18 protein-coding genes are annotated in these 22105 nt (G+C 59.4%); 12 read left to right on the top strand and 6 right to left on the bottom strand.

The features are described 5' to 3' along the window. Positions 1-235: 235 nt before the first annotated feature. From AC07SI_RS02055 to AC07SI_RS02045, 3 genes are all read right to left on the bottom strand, one after another. Positions 236-1837: an ABC transporter substrate-binding protein gene (locus tag AC07SI_RS02055; protein WP_495004980.1), complete on the bottom strand. Its 1602-nt coding sequence runs from the start codon at positions 1835-1837 to the stop codon at positions 236-238. A gap of 95 nt (positions 1838-1932) precedes the next feature. Beyond that, on the bottom strand, positions 1933-5091 hold the full coding sequence (locus AC07SI_RS02050; RefSeq protein WP_495004979.1) for a dermonecrotic toxin domain-containing protein: 3159 nt from the start codon (positions 5089-5091) through the stop codon (positions 1933-1935). Between the two features lie 337 nt (positions 5092-5428). Next, positions 5429-6139, bottom strand: a complete 711-nt coding sequence (locus AC07SI_RS02045) for an SIMPL domain-containing protein (RefSeq protein ID WP_120447626.1) — start codon at positions 6137-6139, stop codon at positions 5429-5431. 249 nt (positions 6140-6388) lie between these two features. Between AC07SI_RS02045 and AC07SI_RS02040 the strand changes: the two genes are divergently transcribed. The 3 genes from AC07SI_RS02040 to AC07SI_RS02030 all read left to right on the top strand — a co-directional run bounded on the left by AC07SI_RS02040 (position 6389) and on the right by AC07SI_RS02030 (position 10030). Next, positions 6389-7651: an ATP-binding protein gene (locus tag AC07SI_RS02040; protein ID WP_065900649.1), complete on the top strand. Its 1263-nt coding sequence runs from the start codon at positions 6389-6391 to the stop codon at positions 7649-7651. Continuing rightward, entirely contained in the window at positions 7644-8204 is a 561-nt protein-coding gene (locus tag AC07SI_RS02035; protein ID WP_003171731.1) for a response regulator transcription factor, read from the top strand. The genes AC07SI_RS02040 and AC07SI_RS02035 overlap by 8 nt, the downstream gene beginning before the upstream one ends. 101 nt (positions 8205-8305) lie before the next feature. Next, positions 8306-10030, top strand: a complete 1725-nt coding sequence (locus AC07SI_RS02030; RefSeq protein ID WP_495004978.1) for an ABC transporter ATP-binding protein/permease — start codon at positions 8306-8308, stop codon at positions 10028-10030. A 589-nt stretch (positions 10031-10619) separates the two neighbouring features. On the opposite strand, the gene AC07SI_RS02025 is transcribed toward AC07SI_RS02030, so the two are convergent. Continuing rightward, on the bottom strand, positions 10620-11057 hold the full coding sequence (locus AC07SI_RS02025; protein WP_017138275.1) for a Z-ring associated ZapG family protein: 438 nt from the start codon (positions 11055-11057) through the stop codon (positions 10620-10622). Between the two features lie 147 nt (positions 11058-11204). Between AC07SI_RS02025 and AC07SI_RS02020 the strand changes: the two genes are divergently transcribed. From AC07SI_RS02020 to zapE, 3 genes are all read left to right on the top strand, one after another. After that, on the top strand, positions 11205-11834 hold the full coding sequence (locus tag AC07SI_RS02020; RefSeq protein WP_065900651.1) for an alpha/beta hydrolase: 630 nt from the start codon (positions 11205-11207) through the stop codon (positions 11832-11834). A gap of 24 nt (positions 11835-11858) precedes the next feature. Beyond that, positions 11859-13214 (top strand): tryptophan--tRNA ligase, encoded by a 1356-nt coding sequence (locus AC07SI_RS02015; RefSeq protein WP_315422108.1) that lies wholly within the window; start codon positions 11859-11861, stop codon positions 13212-13214. Positions 13215-13293: 79 nt separating this feature from the next. Continuing rightward, positions 13294-14388: a cell division protein ZapE gene (zapE, locus tag AC07SI_RS02010; protein ID WP_065900657.1), complete on the top strand. Its 1095-nt coding sequence runs from the start codon at positions 13294-13296 to the stop codon at positions 14386-14388. 189 nt (positions 14389-14577) lie between these two features. On the opposite strand, the gene AC07SI_RS02005 is transcribed toward zapE, so the two are convergent. After that, positions 14578-15498, bottom strand: a complete 921-nt coding sequence (locus AC07SI_RS02005) for a GlxA family transcriptional regulator (RefSeq protein WP_177343923.1) — start codon at positions 15496-15498, stop codon at positions 14578-14580. Between the two features lie 220 nt (positions 15499-15718). On the opposite strand from AC07SI_RS02005, the gene AC07SI_RS02000 reads away from it, so the two are divergent. After that, positions 15719-16855 carry an acyl-CoA dehydrogenase family protein gene (locus AC07SI_RS02000; RefSeq protein ID WP_065900659.1) on the top strand — a complete coding sequence of 379 codons (1137 nt, stop codon included), beginning with the start codon at positions 15719-15721 and terminating at the stop codon, positions 16853-16855. Between the two features lie 183 nt (positions 16856-17038). Here the strand turns inward: AC07SI_RS02000 and AC07SI_RS01995 are convergent, their stop codons facing one another. After that, positions 17039-18079, bottom strand: a complete 1041-nt coding sequence (locus tag AC07SI_RS01995; RefSeq protein WP_101266500.1) for an NADP(H)-dependent aldo-keto reductase — start codon at positions 18077-18079, stop codon at positions 17039-17041. Positions 18080-18327: 248 nt separating this feature from the next. On the opposite strand from AC07SI_RS01995, the gene rplM reads away from it, so the two are divergent. The 5 genes from rplM (at position 18328) to AC07SI_RS01970 (ending at position 22016) form a co-directional block, all read left to right on the top strand. Continuing rightward, entirely contained in the window at positions 18328-18756 is a 429-nt protein-coding gene (gene rplM / locus AC07SI_RS01990; RefSeq protein ID WP_003171742.1) for a 50S ribosomal protein L13, read from the top strand. Positions 18757-18770: 14 nt separating this feature from the next. Then, positions 18771-19163: a 30S ribosomal protein S9 gene (gene rpsI / locus AC07SI_RS01985; protein WP_002555064.1), complete on the top strand. Its 393-nt coding sequence runs from the start codon at positions 18771-18773 to the stop codon at positions 19161-19163. 266 nt (positions 19164-19429) lie between these two features. Continuing rightward, positions 19430-20026, top strand: coding sequence for a ubiquinol-cytochrome c reductase iron-sulfur subunit (petA, locus tag AC07SI_RS01980; protein ID WP_065900662.1), 597 nt, complete (start codon positions 19430-19432; stop codon positions 20024-20026). Beyond that, complete coding sequence (locus tag AC07SI_RS01975) at positions 20026-21237, top strand: cytochrome b (protein ID WP_065900667.1); 1212 nt, start codon at positions 20026-20028, stop codon at positions 21235-21237. Before petA ends, AC07SI_RS01975 begins: the two co-directional genes overlap by 1 nt. Further along, a complete protein-coding gene (locus AC07SI_RS01970) occupies positions 21237-22016 on the top strand; it encodes a cytochrome c1 (RefSeq protein ID WP_065900669.1) in 780 nt (259 codons plus the stop codon). The genes AC07SI_RS01975 and AC07SI_RS01970 overlap by 1 nt, the downstream gene beginning before the upstream one ends. Positions 22017-22105: the final 89 nt, after the last annotated feature.

Raw genomic sequence — 22105 nt, 5'->3', positions numbered from 1 at the left:
TTTTTGGTGGTGAGGGCGACCTCGTGAGTCGGCCTGCGGATACTTATGCAGGCGCCATACCCATTGCAAGATGCTGAACCGTTGCGAGGCTGAAACAGTGGTACGAACGTACAGGAATGTCGCAATTATGAAAGTTTCTACACAATTGCGTCTATTTCGAGGGTTTTTTCGGTGCAACAGGCGCACCAAAAAAGCCCAACCGAGGCGTCTAGCGCACTCGGTTGGGGCGCTGCTGTTACTTATCTAGACTCACGCCGTAGAACGGCGTCAGGCCGAACGGGCTGATCTTGAAGTCGCGCACTTCCTTGCGCAGCGGTTGGAAAACCGTCGAATTCGCAATAGGCGTTATAGGTACTTGTTCCTTAAGTATTTTTTGCGCCTGTTGATACCACTTGATGCGCTGCTCGCGGTCGCTGCTGACCTTCGCTTCCTGGACCAGTTTGTCGTACGCCGGGTTACACCATTTTGCGTAGTTGCTGCCCTTGACCGCAGCACAACTGTAGAGCACGCCGAGCCAGTTATCCGGGTCACCATTGTCGCCCGTCCAGCCATAAATCATCGCGTCGTGCTCGCCATTTTTGGCGCGCTTGATGTATTCGCCCCACTCATAGCTGACGATATTGGCCTTGATGCCGACCTTTTCCCAATCCTGCTGGATCATCTGCGCCGACATGCGTGCATTCGGATTGGAGGCACGCTGGACCGTCATCGCCCACAAGTTGATGGTCGTACCCGGTGCAACCCCTGCTTCTTTTAGTAGCGCCCGCGCCTTGGTCGGATCGTAGGGCGCATCCTTGATGTTCGGGTCATAAGACCACTGCGCCGGAGGCAACGCGTTCTGCGCCAATTGCCCGGCGCTCTGGTACACGGCCTTGATGATCGCCGGCTTATCGATGGCCATGTCCAGGGCCTGGCGCACCTTGAGCTGGTCCAGCGGCGGGTGGGTCACGTTATAGGCCAGGAAGCCCAGGTTGAAACCGGCTTGCTGCAGCACGCGCAGGTTGGGGTCCTGTTTCATCACCTCGATGTCGGCAGGCCGCGGGTAACCGCTGACCTGGCACTCACCGGCTTTGAGCTTCTGCAGGCGCGAGGCGGCGTCCGGGGTGATGGCGAACACCAGGTTGTCGAGCTTCACATCCTCGGGCTTCCAGTACTGTTTATTCGCCACGTAGCGAATCTGCGAGTCTTTCTGGTAGCGCTTGAACACGAACGGCCCGGTGCCCACGGGCTTCTGGTTGATGTCTTCGGCTTTGCCTTGTTTCAGCAGTTGGGCGGCATATTCGGCGGACTGCACCGAAGCAAAGCTCATGGCCAGGTTCTGCACGAAGGAGGCATCCACGTTGTTGAGGTTGAAGCGCACGGTGTGTTCGTCGAGTTTTTCGACGTTTTTGATCGTGGTGTTCAACCCCATGTCGGTGAAATACGGCGACTCGGAGGGGTAGGCCTTGCGGAACGGACTGTCGACATCCAGCAGGCGATTGAAGGTAAACAGCACGTCATCCGCATTGAAGTCGCGGGTAGGGGTGAAGAAATCGGTGGTGTGGAACTTGACGCCATCGCGCAGGTGGAAGGTGTAGGTCAGGCCGTCTTTGGAGACATCCCAGCTCGTCGCCAGGCCAGGTTCGACTTCGGTGCCGCCACGCTTGAACTGGGTCAGGCGGTTGAACACGGTTTCGGCAGAGGCATCGAAATCGGTGCCGCTGGTGTACTGGCTGGGATCGAAGCCGGCGGGGCTGGCTTCGGAGCAATAGACCAGGGTGCTGGCCGCGTGGGCCATCGGCATAAAGGCCAGCAGGCCTGCGGCAAGGAGGAGCGGTTTGAAAGCAATTCTTTCCATGGAGACCCCTGAAGTGGCAGGAAACTAACGCTGTCCTAACGAAAACGGCGGTAACCGAGGTTACCGCCGTTCTGGTTTTTCAGGTAGCGGCAGGGCTATTGATGGTCGGTGATAATCGACGTCCTCAAGGTAAAGGGCGCGCTGGTATCGATGACGTATGGATTGGCCTCTTGTTCCAGATCGTTGCTTTCTCGAATGTGGAAAGTTCGTTCCGTGGCGGCGGCTGTGTTGGGAATCGGGGCGGCATCCTTGTCCAGATCAAGCAGTGTCATTTGAGCGTCGAAGCTGACCTGGGCCTCATTGGTGGCAGGGTCATAGGTGATGACGTAATGGGTGTCCTTGCCTTTGAAACCCACGTGATCTTGCAGTTGATTTATTTTCAGCTCCACCGATGTCGGGGCGACACTGCCCTGATGAGCAACTTCGGAGATGCGCGCGCGCATGTTCGCATCCGGAACTGCTTGCTCAAACTGCTGCAAGCGCATACGCAATGTTGCTCCGTCGGCGCTTCCCGTGGCATCCAGTTCCACCGTGGTGTACCCGTCGGGTTGCTTGATCCGCACGGAATAACGGTCACGGTTCAAATCTTTTAAAAAGTTTGGCGAATAGTCAGTTGAGCCATACTCATTGGGTTGCGCCTTTTCACTGGGAAAAACTTCGAAGTTCTCTTCCTCGACAGTCCAGGAAACCGTGAGCTTTCTTTTGAAAATACCGTCCTCTTCAAAGTTGCTCACCCCTTGTTGGTAGGCGGTGTTGCGGTTGTATTTAAAGATCTCATCAAACTTGTCGGCCCCACTGGTTTTGGCGTCGCCGAGAATTTCGAAGCCATCGGAAAGCCTGGGCTCTGCCTTGAGGTCGTTGCTGGGCGTTGGTGAAGGTGCACGTTGCCACGGCCACTTCATGCCGCCATCGGTTTTGATGCGGGCCCAGTCACCGTTTCCGTCAGCGTGTACTGTCATTACCGGCTTACCGGTACCGGGTTCAATAATCTGCACATAATCATTGCTCAGTTTGAAATCGCTTTTTATCTCAAATACCTGGCGAATACCCTTTTCGTCGGTGTAGCGAATAAACCACTGGTCCAGTCCGGTGGTTGCCTCTTTGACCTGGTAGATACCCTTCGTGTTACGTACAGCCGTTTCGATGAGTTGCTCGCCGTTCGGTACCGCGTATTGATTGAGGTTGCCCGCTTGGCTGGGCTGCAAGCGGTTGGGAGCCGGCACGGTTTGTGGGCTTTCAACTCGTGGTGGCTCGTTCGGGGTGGGCGTGATGGGGCTTTCTTCAGGGGGCACAAACGGGTCTTCAACCGAGCCACTGGCGCCCACCGAGAACAACATATTCAGCAAGCCATCGAATGCCTTTGATGCTCCGTCATTGCGTTCAGCCAGGGTATCGCCCGAGGCTTGTTTTTCCACCCCAAGTGCCAGCTCGGCCAACCCGGTAGCCACCGCCGCGGCGGCCACAGGGGCGGCGATGGGTGCCAGCTTGGCCAGCAAACCCGCTGCCACGGTAATGTCGTTGAGCCAGGTGTCCCGCGTTACTTCACTGTTGGACTTGATCATTACGTCGGCGTCACTGGTCATGCGCGCCTTAGTCGCGGTGGCGATAGCGCAGAAGACGTCACCCTCAATATTCGAGCCGTCACCATCGAACGTCGGATCTTTCAGTTCTCCACTGGCGAGCTTTTCGAACGTGCTGTCCAAGCCTTCGGTTTTTCTGGCCACATTGGTAAAAGACACTATGGGCATGAAAATGCCTGCCAGTTTTTCAATCGTCCCGGGCTCGTGGTCCTGGCGGGCGATCAGTGGGAAATGTTTCATCAAGGATTCGCGTTTTTTCGGATCCTTGGCTTGGTCGATTACCCATTGATCCAGTTTCTCCAGGGAGTCGAACCGCAGGAAGGCGGGTTCCGAGCCCGGTATGTAGAGGACCTGGCGGCCACCGTCGGCAGCACTGAACCGCACAATATCGTTGGATAAGAAGCCCTTGATATTGAAGGCATGCGCCTGGACTACACCTTTTACAGGCGCCTGGGACTTGAGTTGTTCGACATTGAGCGGTGCATTTTCGTCAAGCGGAAGGTTGGAGACCGCGCCCATGACCAAGCGGTAGTCTTCCCGCGTGAACCGATGCTCGGGTGCTTGTAGCGTTTGCTCGGCCGCCGGCCTGGCGGCGACCGTCTTCAGTTGTTTTCGGGCCTGATAGGCGAACTCGCCTTTGATCGCTGTCTGGTAATCGGTGCCGTGGGTATTCCAGAAATCGTCGATTTTCTGCGTCATGACCGATTGGAAGTCGGTTTTCCAACTGGCGTGCATCAACACCGAAGGAGCCAGTGGGAATTGGTTATGCGCACCGTACCCACCCGTTCTACTTTTACCTGGCCCGTCTATATATAAACCGGCTTCCGAGTCCAGATTGCCGGGGACCCAGTCGTTTTCAGAGAAGTTCTTCAGCAGTGCATCCGGCAGGCGCAGGGAGGCGGTTGGCTCCTCGCCCATGTGCTCCCAACCGGTAGCCGTTGATGCGCTTTGCGAACTGTTGAAACGGTTGAGATAAAGGGTGTCGGCATCCACGTGTTTGCCCGTCAGTTTGAAAATGACCGACTCCGCCCATTGTTTTGCTTGGGCGCGCACATTTGGCAATGTCTCGGCAACTTCCACTGCCAGGTGTTTGTAGGCCAACGCCTGGGGCGCTTGGGCGTAAAAGGTTGCGGCACGCAGCTTGAGCTGTTCAAGCGCTTGCGCCGAGCGCTGGTTCGCCGGGCGTACGGGATCCTCAGGCGAGAGGGGGTCGAAGGCTTGGTTGTGCTCCAGGCGCCTGATTTGTGACCTGCCCTCGGTCAGTGATGTTGGAAGGTGTTCACCCTGGAAGTTGGCAACCAACCCTGCGCGCACTTGGATGAAGTCGTCGCCAAAGCGCATCTGCAATTTCTCTACAGTTCCTGGCGCAATGACTTTGGCCGCTTCAAGCAGCGGGCGGCTGACTTGGCCCCAACCGGAGTTGTCCGTGAGGGTGAACGTTTTCATCTTGCCGTCCGCGGCGGCTGTCAGAGCGCCTGTGCGCGGATTGACGGCGATTAGGGTGGTCGGGTCGATCTTCTGGTCACGCATCCAGCCTTGAACCACAGGATGCTGCAATTGCGCCCGATAGACTTCGAGCCACTGGCCCAGATTGCTCTCGCGGGGGACTTTGATAAGCCCGGGTTTTTTACCCTCTGCTTTGCTCTGCACCGCTGCGAGGTATTCGTTGAGCAACGCCGTTTCGTGGGGGGATGTCGATAGGCCAGGATTGCCCTGTCGCGCCGCTGGGGTGGCTGTCTCGCTGGTCTTTGTCTGCTCGTTTGACAGAGGGGAGATGGGGTGCCGAGGAGGAGCGGTGTTGCTGGAGGGTGCGTACATGGTTTTCAGTTCTCGTGAAGTGAATAAGTACCGCCACTGCACTCCCTGTTAGCCTTGGCACTATTTGCGTAACGAAAACCGGTGGGTTGATTCCATTGAATGTGCCGCTGGATATGACATGTCCGTGGGGACACATCGCAAAAAAAAGGCGCAAACCCGTGAGGGCTGCGCCTTTGTTTTGTCCAGATCGTGGTTATTGCAAGACTTCGATCACCCCGTCAGCGCTCATGCTGACCTGGCTGGTACCGGCTTCTACTTCCGGCGTCGGTGCCGAATCGGCCATGGCCGCCTTCATCATCATCCCGCCACGGGCATAAGGCATCGGGTAGCCATTGGTGTTGAAGTTCAAGTTGACGATCTTGTAACCCTTGCCGCCCAGCGCGTCGGTGGCCAATTGTGCGCGGGCTTTGAAGGCGGCAACCGCGTCCTTGAGCAGGGCGTCTTCGCTGGCCTTGCGCGTGGCGTCGGCGATGGCGAAGTCCATGTTTTCCATTTTCAGGGTGTTGAGCAACTCGCCGGTGAGTTTGGACAGTGCCGGGAAGTCCGCGCTTTCCAGGCGCAGTTCAGCGCGCTCACGCCAGCCGGTGATCTTCTGGTTCTTGTTGTCGTAGATCGGGTAGCTGTTGCGGCTGCCCTGGCGCAAGGTCACGCCTTTGACTTCGCGCGCCTCGCCCAGGGCCTTGTTCAGGGTGGTGGTGATTTCGGCGGCGAGCTTGGCCGGGTCAGTGTTCTGGGACTCGGTGTAGAGGGTGACGATCATCTTGTCGCGGGCCACTTCCTGGCTGACCTCGGCACGCAGGGAAATCTGGTTGTAATGCAGTTCATCGGCAGCCAGGGCCGGGAGGCTGGCCAGGGCGCTGGCGCTGAGGGTGAAAATGGCTGCACTGCGAGTGAAACGAGACATGGAAGCTCCTTAGGGGGGTCGTATCGGGTATGACTGTAGACGGTGGCATCGGGTTCTTCGGGTTTACGAATTAGAAAAAAAAGTTTCAAGCTGCGAGCTACAAGCTAAAAGGCGCGCGGATTCCTGCTGTTTGAAGCGTGCCACGTGAAGCGGCGGCGCCCTGCGTCAAAGAGCCACACACCCAATGTCCGAGGCGCCGCTTCGTTTATACTCGTGCCGATCCGCCTGCAGCGCTCACCGGGAGAGCTCATGCTCGCCGCCGTAAAACTGACTTCCGCCACCCGCCAGAACCTCTGGCGCCTGACGTTCATCCGCACCCTGGTACTGGCCGCACAGGCCGGCTCCGTCGGGCTCGCCTATTGGTTCGACCTGTTGCCGCTGCCGTGGCTGCAACTGGCCGTGACCCTCGGTTTCTCCATCGTGCTGTGCGTGTTCACCGCGATCCGGTTGCGCACCACGTGGCCGGTGACCGAGCTGGAATACGCCCTGCAATTGGCCTGCGACCTGTTTATCCACAGTGTGTTGCTGTATTTCTCCGGCGGTTCCACCAACCCGTTCGTGTCTTATTACCTGGTGCCACTGACCATCGCCGCCGTGACCTTGCCGTGGCGCTACTCGGTGGTGCTGTCGGGTATCGCCCTGACCTTGTACACCCTGTTGCTGGCGCGCTTCTATCCGCTGCAAACCTTCCCCATCGCCCGCGAAAACCTGCAGATCTACGGGATGTGGCTGAGTTTTGCGCTCTCCGCCGCCGTGATCACCTTCTTCGCCGCGCGCATGGCCGAAGAGTTGCGCCGCCAGGAAGAATTGCGCGCCATCCGTCGTGAAGAAGGCCTGCGCGACCAACAGTTGCTCGCGGTCGCCACCCAGGCTGCCGGCGCTGCCCATGAATTGGGCACACCGCTGGCGACCATGAGTGTGCTGCTCAAGGAAATGACCCAGGACCATCACGACCCGGCCCTGCAGGACGATTTGAGCGTGCTGCAGGAACAGGTCAAGCAGTGCAAGCAGACCTTGCAGCAACTGGTGCGCGCCGCCGAGGCCAATCGCCGCCTGGCGGTGGAGATGCAGGATGTGACCCAGTGGCTCGACGAAGCCCTGAACCGCTGGCACCTGATGCGTCCCGAGGCCAGTTACCGTTTCAACCTGCTGGGGCAGGGCACAGTGCCACGCATGGCGCCGCCGCCAGACTTGACCCAAGCGCTGCTGAACCTGCTGAACAATGCCGCCGACGCCTGCCCCGAAGGCCTGGGCGTGCAACTGGACTGGGACGCCGAAAACGTCACCATCAGCATTCGCGACCACGGCGCGGGCGTGCCGCTGGCCATTGCCGAGCAGATCGGCAAACCCTTCTTTACCACCAAGGGCAAAGGCTTCGGCCTCGGCCTGTTTTTGAGCAAGGCCAGCGTGACCCGCGCGGGCGGCTCAGTGAAGCTCTATAGTCATGAGGAAGGTGGCACGCTCACCGAGCTGCGCCTGCCCCGTGTCGCACGAGGAGATATCGATGAGTGACGAGATCCAAGTCGAAGGCGAAGAACTGCCGCACCTGCTGCTGGTAGATGACGACGCCACCTTTACCCGCGTGATGGCGCGCGCCATGAGCCGTCGCGGCTTTCGCGTGAGCACTGCAGGTTCGGCCGAGGAGGGCCTGACCATCGCCCAGGCCGACCTGCCGGACTATGCCGCGCTCGACCTGAAAATGGACGGCGACTCCGGCCTGGTGCTGCTGCCCAAGCTGCTGGAGCTCGACCCGGAAATGCGCGTGGTGATCCTTACCGGTTATTCCAGCATCGCCACCGCTGTCGAGGCCATCAAGCGCGGCGCCTGTAACTACCTGTGCAAACCGGCGGACGCCGACGACGTGTTGGCCGCCTTGCTCTCGGAGCACGCCGACCTCGACACCCTGGTGCCGGAAAACCCGATGTCGGTTGACCGCCTGCAGTGGGAACACATCCAGCGCGTGCTGACCGAGCACGAAGGCAACATCTCCGCCACTGCCCGCGCCCTCGGCATGCACCGCCGCACCTTGCAGCGCAAGTTGCAGAAGCGCCCGGTACGGCGCTGAACGAAGTCTGAACAATCTGCTTCAGGCCGCACGGAGCCCTGAACCGATCGTCTATGATCGGTTCAAACGCCTGTCATTCTTTACCCTACCGAGCCTGAACGATGAATCAGAACGCTGAGTATTCCGCGGTCAATGACGCGGTGCGTGGGCAATTCTTCCGCCGAACCTGGACGATGATCACGCCGTATTGGCGCAGTGAAGAGAAGGGCAAGGCCTGGCTGCTGCTGGCTGCGGTGATTGGCCTGTCGTTGTTCAGCGTGGCAATTTCGGTCTGGATCAACCACTGGTACAAAGACTTCTACAACGCCTTGGAGAAGAAGGACACGGCGGCCTTCTGGCAGTTGATCGGCTACTTCGGCGGGATCGCCGCCGTGGCGATACTCGGCGCGGTGTACCGCTTGTACCTGACCCAGATGCTGACCATCCGCTGGCGGGCCTGGCTTACCGAGCAGCACTTCGCGCGCTGGCTGGGCCACAAGAACTACTACCAGCTGGAGCAGGGCGGTTACACCGATAACCCGGACCAGCGGATTTCCGAAGACCTCAACAACTTCACTTCAAGCACCTTGAGCCTGGGCCTGGGGCTGTTACGCAATGTGGTCAGCCTGGTGTCGTTCTCGATCATCCTGTGGGGCGTGTCGGGCAGCATCGAAGTGTTCGGCATCACCATCCCGGGCTACATGTTCTGGTGTGCGCTGCTTTATGCCGCCGTCGGCAGTTGGCTCACGCACCTCATCGGCCGTCGCTTGATCGGCCTGAGCAACCAACAACAACGCTTCGAAGCGGACCTGCGTTTCTCCATGGTGCGTGTGCGCGAGAACGCCGAGAGCATCGCCCTGTACAACGGCGAGCCGAATGAGAACCAGCGCTTGAGCGCCCGCTTCGCCAAGGTCTGGCACAACTTCTGGGACATCATGAAAGTGTCCAAGCGCCTGACCTTCTTCACCGCTGGCTACAGCCAGATCGCGATCATCTTCCCCTTTATCGTCGCCGCGCCGCGTTATTTCACCGGCAAGATCGAGCTGGGCGAGCTGATGCAAATCAACTCGGCGTTCGGCAATGTGCAAGAGAACTTCAGCTGGTTTATCAGTGCGTATTCGGAGCTGGCGTCGTGGCGCGCCACGAGTGATCGTCTGCTGAGCTTCCACCAGGCCATGCGTGATAACGAGCAGCGTGCGCCGGCGATTGATGTGCGCGCGGAAGGCGAGCGCCTGGTGGTGCAGGACCTCGGCATGGACCTGGCCGATGGCCGCCACTTGCTCACCGCCGCCGACATGACCGTGGAGCCTGGCCAGCGCCTGATGCTCAGCGGGCGTTCCGGCAGTGGCAAAAGTACCCTGCTGCGCGCGATGGGCCATCTGTGGCCGGCGGGGCACGGCAGTATTCGCCTGCCGGCGGCGCGTTATTTGTTCCTGCCGCAGAAACCTTATCTGCCGATCGGCACCTTGAAGGCCGTGTTGAGTTATCCACAGGACGACAGCGTCTATCCGGCAGAACGTTATGCACAGGTGCTGGAAACCTGCCGCCTGCCGCATCTGGTCGCACGCCTGGACGAGGCCAACCACTGGCAGCGCATGCTCTCGCCGGGCGAGCAGCAGCGCCTGGCCTTCGCGCGCGCGTTGCTGTTTGCACCGCAATGGCTGTACATGGACGAAGCCACTTCGGCGATGGATGAAGAGGATGAGGCGAGCCTGTATCAGGCATTGATCGACGAGCTGCCGGGGCTGAGCATTGTCAGCGTCGGCCATCGCAGCAGCCTCAAGCGCTTCCATGGACGGCACGTGCGGATCGAGAGCGGGTTGCTGCAAGAGCAACCCGTAGCCTGAGCCTGAACGCAATCAAAATGTGGCAGCGGGCTTGCCCGCGAATGCGGTGTGTCAGCGACACAGATGCCGAATGACCCACCGCCATCGCCGGCAAGCCAGCTCCCACAGTTGAGCGCGGTTGCCTGATGGATTCGGCTCCCAAGGGCAGCATGTGTAGATCGAGAGCGAATTGCTGCAGCAGCAACGCCTCTCCCGAGCCTGGGCTCAATCAAAATGTGGGAGCGGGCTTGCCCGCGAATGCGGTGTGTCATTGACGCAGATGCCGAATGACCCACCGCCATCGCCGGCAAGCCAGCTCCCACAGTTGAGCGCGGTTGCCTGATGGATTTGGCTCCCGAGGGCAGCATATGTAGATCAAGAGCGGGTTGCCGCAGCAGCAACGCCGCTCCCGAGCCTGGGCTCAATCTAAATGTGGGAGCGGGCTTGCCCGCGAATGCGGTGTGTCAGTGACACAGATGCCGAATGACCCACCGCCATCGCCGGCAAGCCAGCTCCCACAGTTGAGCGGGGTTGCCTGATGGATTTGGCGCCCACAAAAAAGCCCGGCTGATCATCGATCAGCCGGGCTTTTTCAGTGCTTGAAAATGACTTACTTCTTCAAGCCGTAATGCTCATCCAGCATGCCCGGGGCGTTTGGCGTTTTTGGCGCGTAGTCCCGTGGCGGCTCCTGGTTTTCCCGGGGTGGGGTCAGGCGCTCGCGTGGAGCTTGCGGTGCATCGGAATGCAGCGCGGCCAGCAGGCGCTGGCGGGTGATGTCGTCGAGGGCCAGGCGGTTGGCGCCATCGGCGAGGTGATCCTGTACTTCCTGGTAGCTCTGGGTGAGCTTCTTGACCAGGGTCGCGGTGCTGTTGAAGTGGGTAACAACCTCGTTCTGATAACTGTCAAAACGTTCCTGGATGTCATCCAGCTGACGCTGCGTGCGGTTAGGCGCGGCATTCGGCAGCAAGCGAGCAACCAGGAAACCAATGGCGACACCGGCAACCAGGGCAAGAGTCGGCAACAACCAAACTAAGAGCGAGTGTTCCACGAGTCCTTCCTCTATAAACGGCTTTGCTTTACGTTAACGGCTCGGACCTGCGCTGTATACCGCGATTAAGCTCGCAATGATGCCATGCACAGACTTTTAGCTAGACGAGTCGACCCTTTGAGAGGTCACGGAGTTCATTCCTTGCTCATGCGTGAAACCCCCGTTTTGATCGATGGCCCGGTAGGCCAACTGGAAGCCCTGTACCTTGATCACCCCGAGCCACGTGGCCTGGCGCTGATCTGCCACCCTAACCCGGTGCAAGGCGGGACCATGCTCAATAAAGTTGTATCGACCCTGCAACGCACCGCCCGCGATGCCGGTTTGATTACTTTACGTTTCAATTATCGTGGCGTCGGTGCGAGTGCCGGCACCCACGACATGGCCACCGGTGAAGTGGACGATGCCGAAGCGGCCGCCACCTGGCTACGGGAAAAGCACCCCGACCTGCCGATCACGCTGCTGGGTTTTTCCTTCGGTGGCTACGTGGCCGCCAGCCTGGGCGGTCGCCTGGAAGCCAAGGGCGAAAAGCTCGCGCACCTGTTCATGGTCGCCGCGGCGGTGATGCGCCTGCGCGATACCGACGTGCTGCCGCAGGGTTGCCCGTTGACCCTGATCCAGCCGGAAACCGACGAAGTGGTCGACCCGCAAGTCGTCTACGACTGGTCCGCCGCCCTGAAACGCCCCCATGAGCTGCTGAAAGTGGCAGAATGCGGACACTTTTTTCACGGCAAGCTGACCGATCTCAAGGATCTGGTGCTGCCGCGTCTCTCGAATTGATAGCAGTCTGATAAGCGATTACCCATGACGACTCGTACCCGTATCCTCACCGGCATCACCACCACCGGCACGCCGCATCTGGGCAACTACGCCGGTGCGATCCGCCCGGCGATTCTCGCCAGCCAGGACGCCAATGCCGACTCTTTCTACTTCCTGGCCGACTACCACGCCCTGATCAAGTGCGATGACCCGCAGCGCATCCAGCGCTCGCGCATGGAAATCGCCGCGACCTGGCTGGCCGGTGGCCTGGACGTGAACCGGGTGACGTTCTATCGCCAGTCCGACATCCCGGAAATTCCCGAGCTGACCTGGCTGCTCACCTGCGTGGCCGCCAAGGGCCTGCTCAACCGTGCCCACGCCTACAAGGCCTCGGTGGACAAGAACGTCGAAGCCGGCGAAGACCCGGATGCGGGCATCAGCATGGGCCTGTACAGCTACCCGGTGCTGATGGCGGCGGACATCCTGATGTTCAACGCGCACAAGGTGCCGGTCGGCCGCGACCAGATCCAGCACGTGGAAATGGCCCGCGACATCGGCCAGCGCTTCAACCACCTGTTCGGCAACGGTCAGGAATTCTTCACCATGCCCGAGGCGTTGATCGAAGAAAGCGTCGCCACCTTGCCGGGCCTGGATGGCCGCAAGATGTCGAAAAGCTACGACAACACCATCCCGCTGTTCACCAGCGCCAAGGACATGAAGGACGCGATCTCGCGGATCGTCACTGACTCCCGCGCGCCGGGCGAAGCCAAGGACCCGGACAACTCGCACCTGTTCACCCTGTACCAGGCCTTTGCAACCAAGGCCCAGGAAGAAGAGTTCCGCGCCGAGCTGCTGCAAGGGCTGGGTTGGGGCGAGGCGAAGAACCGTCTGTTCCAGCTGCTGGACAGCCAACTGGCTGAGCCGCGTGAGCGTTACCACCAGCTGATGTCGCGCCCTTCGGACATGGAAGACCTGCTGCTGATCGGCGCCAAGAAAGCCCGTGCCGTCGCTGCGCCGTTCCTCGCCCAGTTGCGCGAAGCGGTTGGCCTGCGCTCGTTCGTCAACCAGGCGGCCGCGCCGGTCGCTACCAAGAAAAAAGCCGCGAAAGCCGCGCGCTTCGTAAGCTTTCGTGAAGACGACGGCAGCTTCCGCTTCCGCCTGTTGGCCGCCGACGGCGAGCAATTGCTGCTGTCGCGCAACTTTGCCGATGGCAAGGCGGCGGGCGCCGTGACCAAGCAACTGCAAAGTGGCACCGCGCTGGACGTACGCACCGAGGCCCTGAGCTTCAGCGTATGGCTGGACGGCGCCGCTGTCGCCGACAGCGCCGAGTTCGCCGACAGCACGGCGCGCGATGCCGCCGTTGAAGCGCTGCGCGTTGCGTTGACCCCAATCGAGGATTAACCCGACCAAGGGTTGATTGCCATTATCCAGGGCCGTCGTTACAGTGACGGCCCGTTTTTGTTGCCTTGCTAACGAAATTATGACGCCCCTAGAACGATATCAAGCTGATCTGAAACGCCCTGAGTTCTTCCACGACGCCGCCCAGGAAAATGCTGTGCGTCATTTGCAGCGCCTGTACGACGACCTGGTCGCGGCCTCGCAGAGCAAACCAGGGATGTTCAGCAAGCTGTTTGGCAAGAAAGACCACGTGCCGGTCAAGGGCCTGTATTTCTGGGGTGGCGTCGGCCGGGGCAAGACATACCTGGTCGACACGTTCTTCGAGGCGCTGCCGTTCAAGGAAAAGGTCCGCACGCACTTCCACCGCTTCATGAAGCGTGTGCACGAAGAGATGAAGACCCTGCCGGGCGAGAAGAACCCGCTGACCATCATCGCCAAGCGCTTCTCCGAAGAAGCACGGGTGATCTGCTTCGATGAGTTCTTCGTCTCCGATATCACCGATGCCATGATCCTCGGCACCCTGATGGAAGAGCTGTTCAAGAACGGCGTGACCCTGGTCGCCACCTCCAACATCGTGCCCGACGGCTTGTACAAGGACGGCCTGCAGCGTGCGCGCTTCCTGCCGGCCATCGCGCTGATCAAGCAGAACACCGAGATCGTCAACGTCGACAGCGGCGTCGACTACCGCCTGCGTCACCTCGAGCAAGCGGAGTTGTTCCACTTCCCGCTGAACGAAGCCGCGCATGACAGCCTGAAGAAAAGCTTCCGCGCGCTGACGCCGGAATGCACGAAGGCGGTGGAAAACGACAAGTTGATGATCGAGAACCGCGAAATCATCGCGTTGCGCACCTGCGATGACGTGGCCTGGTTCGAGTTCCGTCAACTGTGCGACGGCCCGCGCAGCCAGAACGACTACATCGAACTGGGCAAGATCTTCCACGCGGTGATCTTGAGCGGCGTCGAGCAGATGGGCGTCACCACCGACGACATCGCACGCCGTTTCATCAACATGGTCGACGAGTTCTATGACCGCAACGTCAAGTTGATCATCTCGGCTGAAGTCGAGCTCAAGGACCTGTATACCGGCGGCCGCTTGAACTTCGAGTTCCAGCGCACGCTGAGCCGCTTGCTGGAAATGCAGTCCCACGAGTTCCTGTCACGCGGCCACAAGCCGTAGTCGATGTGCTCGAAATAAAAAAGGCCTTCAGCGATGCGGGCCTTTTTTATGATCTCCAGTACAGCGCAGATCAAATGTGGGAGCCGGGCTTGCCCGCGAATGCGGTGTATCAGTGACGAATGTTTCGACTGACACTCCGCATTCGCGAGCAAGCCCGCTCCCACAGTTTTCTACCGCGTTTAGCCTTGGTTACGCGGCTTGCTGGAACTGCTGGCGGTACTGGTTGGGCGACAGCTCCGTGTGCTGCCTGAACAGCCGCGCAAAGAAACTTGCGTCGTCGTAACCCACCTCATAACTGATGGTCTTGATGCTCTTGCGGCTGGCCGAGAGCAGGCCCTTGGCGGTTTCGATGCGCAGCCGCTGCAGGTAATGCAGGGGCTTGTCACCGGTGGCGGTCTGGAAGCGGCGCATGAAGTTGCGGATGCTCATACCGTGTTCCCGGGCGACGTCTTCGAAGCGGAACTTGTCGGCGAAATGTTCTTCGAGCCAGTGCTGGATCTGCAGGATGATCACGTCCTGGTGCAGCTTCTGCCCCCCAAACCCGATGCGCCCAGGCGAGTAACTGCGCTGCACTTCGTAGAGAATATCGCGGGCCACGGCCTGGGCGATGTTGGCGCCGCAGAAGCGCTCGATCAGGTAGATATAAAGATCACACGCCGAGGTGGTGCCGCCGGCGCAGTACAGGTTGTCGGCGTCGGTGAGGTGCTTGTCCTGGTTGAGCTGGACCTTGGGGAAGCGTTCGCCGAAGGCATTGAAGAAACGCCAGTAGGTGGTCGCCTCCTTGCCATCGAGCAGGCCGGCTTCGGCCAGCCAGAACACCCCGGTGGCTTCGCCGCAGAGGACGGCGCCACGGGCGTGTTGTTCGCGCAGCCAGGGCAGCACTTGCGGGTAGCGCGTGCACAGGGCGTCGAAATCATCCCAGAAGGCCGGCAACACAATGATGTCGGCGTCTTCGAGGCCGCCGTCCACCGGCATGATCACATCACTGAAGCTGCGCACCGATTGCCCGTCGGGGCTGACCAGGCGCGTTTCGAATGCCGGGGTCAGGCCCAGGCCTTGCTGTTTGCCATACCGCAGGCTGGCGAGGTGGAAGAAATCCTTGGCTTGCATGAGGGTTGAAGCGAATACCCGATCAATGGCCAAAATGCTGACGCGCCGCAACGGCGTGGAGATTTGGTTAGACATAATTTCATTTATTCTTATAGGGGAAAGTGGTCACCAGACGGCTGGATCGTCTTATTTTTTGTCGCATGTGTCCAGTGTCCTGTGATGCCTTCGCGGCATAGGCTCTGTGGGCTCGTTCTTGTCCGACAATCCCAGCAGGTGACCCATGATCCCCAGAACCTTGTTCAGCCCGGAGCACGAACTCTTTCGCGAGAGCGTGCGCACCTTCCTTGAAAAAGACGCCGCACCGTTCCACGGGCAATGGGAGAAACAGGGTTACATCGACCGTGCCCTGTGGAGCAAGGCGGGGGAGGCGGGGATGCTGTGTTCCCATCTGCCGGAGGAGTACGGCGGCCTGGGGGCGGATTTTCTCTACAGCGCGGTGGTGATCGAGGAGATCAGCCGGCTCGGGCTCACCGGCATCGGGTTTTCCCTGCATTCGGACATTGTCGCGCCGTACATCCTGCATTACGGCAGTGAGGCGCTGAAGCACAAGTACCTGCCTAAATTGATCTCCGGCGAAATGGTCACCGCCATTGCCATGACTGAGCCCGGTGCCGGCTCCGACCTGCAAGGCGTCAAGACCACGGCCGTGCTGGATGGCGATGAGTACGTGATCAATGGCTCCAAGACCTTTATCACCAATGGCTTTCTTGCCGAGCTGGTGATCGTGGTCGCCAAGACCGATCCCAAGGCCGGCGCCAAGGGCACCAGCCTGTTCCTGGTGGAAGCCGACACGCCGGGCTTCGACAAGGGCAAGCGCCTGGAGAAGGTCGGCATGAAGGCCCAGGACACCTCGGAGCTGTTCTTCCAGGATGTGCGCGTGCCCAAGGAGAATCTGCTCGGGCAAGCGGGCATGGGCTTCGCGTACCTGATGCAGGAGTTGCCCCAGGAGCGCCTGACCGTGGCAATTGGCGCGCTGTCGTCCGCCGAGGCGGCGTTGCAGTGGACGCTGGAATACACCCGTGAGCGCAAGGCGTTCGGCAAGGCCATCGCCGACTTCCAGAACACGCGGTTCAAGTTGGCGGAGATGGCTACCGAGATTCAGATCGGCCGCGTGTTCGTCGATAAGTGCCTGGCGCTGCACCTTGAAGGCAAGCTGGACGTGCCCACCGCCGCGATGGCCAAGTACTGGGCCACGGACCTGCAATGCAAGGTGCTCGACGAATGCGTGCAGTTGCACGGCGGCTACGGTTTCATGTGGGAATACCCGATTGCCCGGGCCTGGGCGGATGCGCGGGTGCAGCGGATTTACGCGGGGACCAATGAGATCATGAAGGAGATTATTGCGCGGGCGCTTTGACCACGGAACGCTGGGCTGTTGTGGCGAGCGGGCTTGCCCCGCGTTGGGGTGCGTAGCAGCCCTGATCCCGCCCATCCCCTTTTTCCTTCAGAAGGATTGAGGGATGAGGTTTTGGGGCTGCTGCGCAGCCCAACGCGGGGCAAGCCCGCTCGCCACGGGGGCGGTGTCGGGCTGGTTAATTAATCAAGGCGCAGGGTTCGGATGATCCTTCTGAATCGCCTCGATCCCTTCCAGCACTTCCTTCGACAGCTTCAGGTCGGCACTGGCAATGTTGCTGTCCAGTTGCTCCAGACTTGTCGCGCCAATGATGTTGCTGGTCACGAATGGCTGCTGTGTCACAAACGCGAGCGCCATTTGCGCCGGGTCCAGGCCATGCTCGCGCGCCAGTGCCACGTAGCGACTGCACGCCGCTTCCGACTGCGGGTTGAAGTAGCGGCTGAAGCGGCTGTATTCCGTCAGGCGCGCCTTGGCCGGGCGTGCGCCATTTTCGTATTTGCCGCTGAGCATGCCGAACGCCAGGGGCGAGTAGGCGAGCAGGCCGCACTGTTCGCGGATCGCGACTTCCGCCAGGCCCACTTCAAAGCTGCGGTTGAGCAGGTTGTAAGGGTTCTGGATCGACACCGCGCGGGTCCAGCCACGGGCTTCGGCGAGGGCGAGGAATTTCATGGTGCCCCATGGCGTTTCATTGGACAGGCCGATGTGGCGGATCTTGCCTGCCTTCACTTGCTCGTCCAGCGCTTCGAGGGTTTCCTCCAGCGGGGTGAGGTCGTCCTCGTCCTTGTGCTTGTAGCTCAGTTGGCCGAAGAAGTTGGTGCTGCGCTCCGGCCAGTGCAGTTGGTAGAGGTCGATCCAGTCGGTTTGCAGGCGCTTGAGGCTGGCGTCGAGGGCCTCGACGATGTGCTTGCGGTTGTGGCGCAGGTGGCCGTCGCGAATATAGTCGATGGTGTTGCCGGGGCCGGCGATCTTGCTGGCAAGCACCCAGTCGGCACGGTCGCCGCGGCTCTTGAAGTAATTACCGATATAACGCTCGGTGGTGGCATAGGTGTCGGCCTTGGGCGGTACCGGGTACATTTCCGCGGTGTCGAGGAAGTTGATCCCCGCGGCCTTGGCCCGTTCGATCTGAGCGAAGGCCTCTGCCTCGCTGTTCTGCTCACCCCAGGTCATGGTGCCCAAGGCGATCGCGCTCACGTTCAGATCGGTGCGGCCCAGCTGTCGATAATCCATCGGGTACTCCTTCGGGGAAAACAATCATAAAAGCAGGTTGAATTTTTTTTCGCAATCTGCATAATTGCCCACCTCTTTCTGCAGTGGAAGTGATGCGCCGCCTGCCGAAGAATCTTGCCGTTGAACGGACGCGCCGACCCGAGCCCCCGATAGCGTCTGTATCCGGCTGCCTTTGACTTGTCAAAGTACGCACTATTCAGTAAGATCCGCCGTCTAATTTACAGGGCGGCCCCTGAGGCTATTAAAGAATGACAACTTTTACTGCAAAACCGGAAACAGTTCAGCGCGACTGGTTTGTCGTCGACGCCGCTGGTCAGACCCTGGGTCGTCTGGCCACTGAAGTCGCCAGCCGTCTGCGTGGCAAGCACAAGCCTGAGTACACCCCTCACGTTGACACCGGTGACTACATCGTGATCATCAACGCTGAGCAGGTTCGTGTTACCGGCAACAAAGCGCAAGACAAAATGTACTACCGTCACTCCGGTTTCCCAGGCGGTATCAAGTCTTCCAACTTTGAAGGCCTGATTTCCAAGAAGCCTGAAGCCCCGATCGAAATCGCGGTCAAAGGCATGCTGCCGAAGGGCCCACTGGGTCGCGATATGTTTCGCAAGCTGAAAGTCTATGCGGGCGCTGTACACCCTCATGCTGCTCAGCAGCCCCAAGAACTGAAGTTTTAACGGAATAGTTCATTATGTCGGCGACTCAAAATTACGGCACTGGCCGTCGCAAAACCGCAACCGCACGCGTTTTCCTGCGTCCGGGCACTGGTAACATCTCGATCAACAACCGCTCCCTGGACAACTTCTTCGGCCGCGAAACTGCCCGCATGGTAGTTCGTCAGCCGCTGGAACTGACCGAGACCGTTGAAAAGTTCGACATCTACGTCACCGTTATCGGTGGCGGTGTAAGTGGTCAAGCTGGCGCAATCCGCCACGGTATCACTCGCGCTCTGATGCAGTACGACGAAACCCTGCGTGGCGCTCTGCGCAAAGCTGGCTTCGTAACTCGCGATGCCCGTGAAGTTGAACGTAAGAAAGTCGGTCTGCGTAAAGCGCGTAAGCGTCCGCAGTACTCGAAGCGTTAATTCGCTTTACGTTCCACAAAAACGCCCAGCCTCCTCACGGAGCTGGGCGTTTTTTATTGCCTGCGATTTATGCACAAATTTGCGCGTGACAACTTGCCACATCCGTAGACCCCCTATACTACAAGGCCTGGAGGCGGAGGCCCCGGCAATTCCCTTGTCATACGTGGGGCTTTTCATTACCATTCGGCAAAATTTTTATAAGTAAAGATTCAACACTTAGTAGACGCCTGATTTAACAGGCCAAAAAGCTGATGGGAGAGGACTGAATGAGCAATGACGGCGTGAATGCAGGCCGGCGTCGCTTCTTGGTAGCAGCCACATCCGTGGTGGGTGCTGCAGGAGCGGTGGGGGCTGCGGTCCCGTTCGTGGGGTCATGGTTTCCCAGTGCCAAGGCGAAAGCCGCAGGTGCACCGGTGAAAGTGAATGTCAGCAAGATCGACCCAGGCCAGCAGATGATTGCTGAGTGGCGCGGTCAGCCGGTCTTCATTGTTCGTCGTACTGAGGAGATCCTGGGGAATCTGAAGAAAATCGAAGATCGCTTGTCTGATCCCGATTCGAAGAATTCCGACCAGCCCGCCTACGTCGATAAGGAAATGCGTTCGATCAAGCCTGAGATTCTGCTGCTGATCGGTATCTGCACCCACTTGGGTTGCTCCCCCACCTTCCGCCCGGAAGTGGCGCCTGCGGATCTGGGCAAGGACTGGGTCGGCGGCTATTTCTGCCCCTGCCACGGTTCTCACTATGACCTCGCTGGCCGCGTCTACAAGTCACAACCCGCACCACTGAACCTGCCAGTTCCGCCACATCACTACGAGACTGACAGCATCATTGTCATTGGCGTCGACGAGGGGGAGAAAGCCTGATGAGCAAGTTCATGGATTGGGTGGATGCGCGTTTTCCTGCTACCAAGATGTGGGAAGACCATCTCAGCAAATATTACGCTCCGAAAAACTTCAACTTCTTCTACTTCTTCGGCTCCCTGGCCCTGCTGGTGCTGGTCAACCAGTTGGTCACCGGTGTCTGGCTGACGATGAGCTACACGCCGTCAGCCGAAGAAGCCTTCGCCTCCGTTGAAGGCATCATGCGCGACGTCGAGTACGGCTCGATCCTGCGCCTGCTGCACTCCACTGGCGCGTCGGCGTTCTTCATCGTGGTCTACCTGCACATGTTCCGTGGTTTGCTCTACGGTTCGTACCAGAAGCCTCGTGAGCTGGTGTGGGTCTTCGGCATGCTGATCTACCTGGCGCTGATGGCCGAGGCCTTCATGGGCTACCTGCTGCCATGGGGCCAGATGTCGTACTGGGGCGCCCAGGTGATCATCTCGCTGTTCGGTGCGATCCCGGTGATCGGCAACGACCTGACGCAGTGGATCCGGGGTGACTACCTGATCTCCGGCATCACCTTGAACCGCTTCTTCGCCTTGCACGTCGTGGCCCTGCCGATCGTGATTCTCGGCCTGGTCGTGCTGCATATCCTGGCGCTGCACGAAGTGGGTTCGAACAACCCGGACGGTGTGGACATCAAGAAGCATAAAGACGAAAACGGCGTACCGCTGGACGGCATTCCCTTCCACCCGTACTACACCGTGAAAGATATCGTCGGTGTGGTGGTGTTCCTCTTCATCTTCTGCTCGATCGTGTTCTTCTTCCCGGAAATGGGCGGGTATTTCCTCGAAAAACCCAACTTCGAACAGGCCAACGCGTTCAAGACGCCGGAGCACATTGCACCGGTCTGGTACTTCACGCCGTTCTACGCCATTTTGCGGGCGATCCCCGACAAGCTCATGGGTGTGGTTGCCATGGGGGCTTCGATCGCGCTGTTGTTCGTGCTGCCCTGGCTCGACCGTAGTCCGGTCAAGTCCATGCGCTACAAGGGCTGGCTGAGCAAGATCTGGCTGTGGGTGTTCTGCATCTGCTTCGTGCTGCTGGGCTGGACGGGCGTCAAGGCGCCGACCCCGCAGCTGACGTTGCTGTCGCAGGTCTGCACCTTCCTGTACTTCGCCTACTTCATTCTGATGCCGTTCTACACCCGGCTCGAGAAGACCAAACCGGTTCCGGAAAGGGTGACTGGCTGATGAAAAAGTTATTCGTTGCATTGATGCTTGCGGCCCTGCCGCTACTGTCCTTCGCTGCCGAGCACGGCGGTCCGGAGCTGGAATCGGTCGATATCGACGTCTCGGACAAAGCCGCCATGCAAGACGGCGCCCGTACGTTTGCCAACTATTGCATGGGCTGCCACAGCGCCAAGTTCCAGCGCTATGAGCGTGTTGCCGATGACTTGGGGATTCCCCATGAAGTGATGCTGGAAAAACTGGTGTTCACCGGCGCCAAGATCGGCGACCACATGAACATCGGCATGCAGCCTGCAGACGCCAAGGCCTGGTTCGGTGCTGCACCGCCTGACCTGACCCTGGTGGCGCGGGTTCGTGGCACCGACTGGCTCTACGGCTACCTGAAATCGTTCTATGAAGACCCGACGCGCCCTTGGGGCGTGAACAACCGGGTATTCCCGAACGTCGGTATGCCTAACGTTCTGGTCAGCCTGCAAGGCAAGCAAGTGGTAGGATGCAAGCAGGTCCAGGTCGTTGAAGACGGCAAGAAGCAATACGATCCGTTGACCGGCACGCCGCTGACGCATGAGGCGTGCGATCAACTGAAGATAGACACCCCCGGTGCACTGACTGACGAGCAGTTCGACGAGAAGGTCAAGAATCTCGTGACCTTCCTGGCCTACTCGGCCAACCCGGTCAAACTGCAGCACCAGCGCATTGGTACCTATGTATTGTTGTACCTGGCCTTCTTCTTCGTATTCGCCTATCTGCTCAAACGCGAATACTGGAAGGATGTGCATTGATCCAACCGTAAGCAATTGCTGTTAATCTTGCGCGCCCAGCGGCATCTCTGAACACGTAGTGATCGGGTAACTCCCACTACAGAGATGCT

Source organism: Pseudomonas sp. GW821-FHT05D12 (genome assembly GCF_059419825.1).
The sequence above is the reverse complement of the archived record's forward strand: the minus strand, read 5'-3'. Positions and strand labels throughout refer to the sequence as shown.

Excerpts from the sequence above, each read along its gene's own strand:
- AC07SI_RS02055 (WP_495004980.1), bottom strand. The coding sequence starts at position 1,837 with ATGGAAAGAATTGCTTTCAAACCGCTCCTCCTTGCCGCAGGCCTGCTG.
- AC07SI_RS02045 (WP_120447626.1), bottom strand. The coding sequence starts at position 6,139 with ATGTCTCGTTTCACTCGCAGTGCAGCCATTTTCACCCTCAGCGCCAGC.
- AC07SI_RS02040 (WP_065900649.1), top strand. The coding sequence starts at position 6,389 with ATGCTCGCCGCCGTAAAACTGACTTCCGCCACCCGCCAGAACCTCTGG.
- AC07SI_RS02035 (WP_003171731.1), top strand. The coding sequence starts at position 7,644 with ATGAGTGACGAGATCCAAGTCGAAGGCGAAGAACTGCCGCACCTGCTG.
- AC07SI_RS02030 (WP_495004978.1), top strand. The coding sequence starts at position 8,306 with ATGAATCAGAACGCTGAGTATTCCGCGGTCAATGACGCGGTGCGTGGG.
- AC07SI_RS02020 (WP_065900651.1), top strand. The coding sequence starts at position 11,205 with ATGCGTGAAACCCCCGTTTTGATCGATGGCCCGGTAGGCCAACTGGAA.
- AC07SI_RS02015 (WP_315422108.1), top strand. The coding sequence starts at position 11,859 with ATGACGACTCGTACCCGTATCCTCACCGGCATCACCACCACCGGCACG.
- zapE (WP_065900657.1), top strand. The coding sequence starts at position 13,294 with ATGACGCCCCTAGAACGATATCAAGCTGATCTGAAACGCCCTGAGTTC.
- AC07SI_RS02005 (WP_177343923.1), bottom strand. The coding sequence starts at position 15,498 with ATGCAAGCCAAGGATTTCTTCCACCTCGCCAGCCTGCGGTATGGCAAA.
- AC07SI_RS02000 (WP_065900659.1), top strand. The coding sequence starts at position 15,719 with ATGATCCCCAGAACCTTGTTCAGCCCGGAGCACGAACTCTTTCGCGAG.
- AC07SI_RS01995 (WP_101266500.1), bottom strand. The coding sequence starts at position 18,079 with ATGGATTATCGACAGCTGGGCCGCACCGATCTGAACGTGAGCGCGATC.
- rplM (WP_003171742.1), top strand. The coding sequence starts at position 18,328 with ATGACAACTTTTACTGCAAAACCGGAAACAGTTCAGCGCGACTGGTTT.
- rpsI (WP_002555064.1), top strand. The coding sequence starts at position 18,771 with ATGTCGGCGACTCAAAATTACGGCACTGGCCGTCGCAAAACCGCAACC.
- petA (WP_065900662.1), top strand. The coding sequence starts at position 19,430 with ATGAGCAATGACGGCGTGAATGCAGGCCGGCGTCGCTTCTTGGTAGCA.
- AC07SI_RS01975 (WP_065900667.1), top strand. The coding sequence starts at position 20,026 with ATGAGCAAGTTCATGGATTGGGTGGATGCGCGTTTTCCTGCTACCAAG.
- AC07SI_RS01970 (WP_065900669.1), top strand. The coding sequence starts at position 21,237 with ATGAAAAAGTTATTCGTTGCATTGATGCTTGCGGCCCTGCCGCTACTG.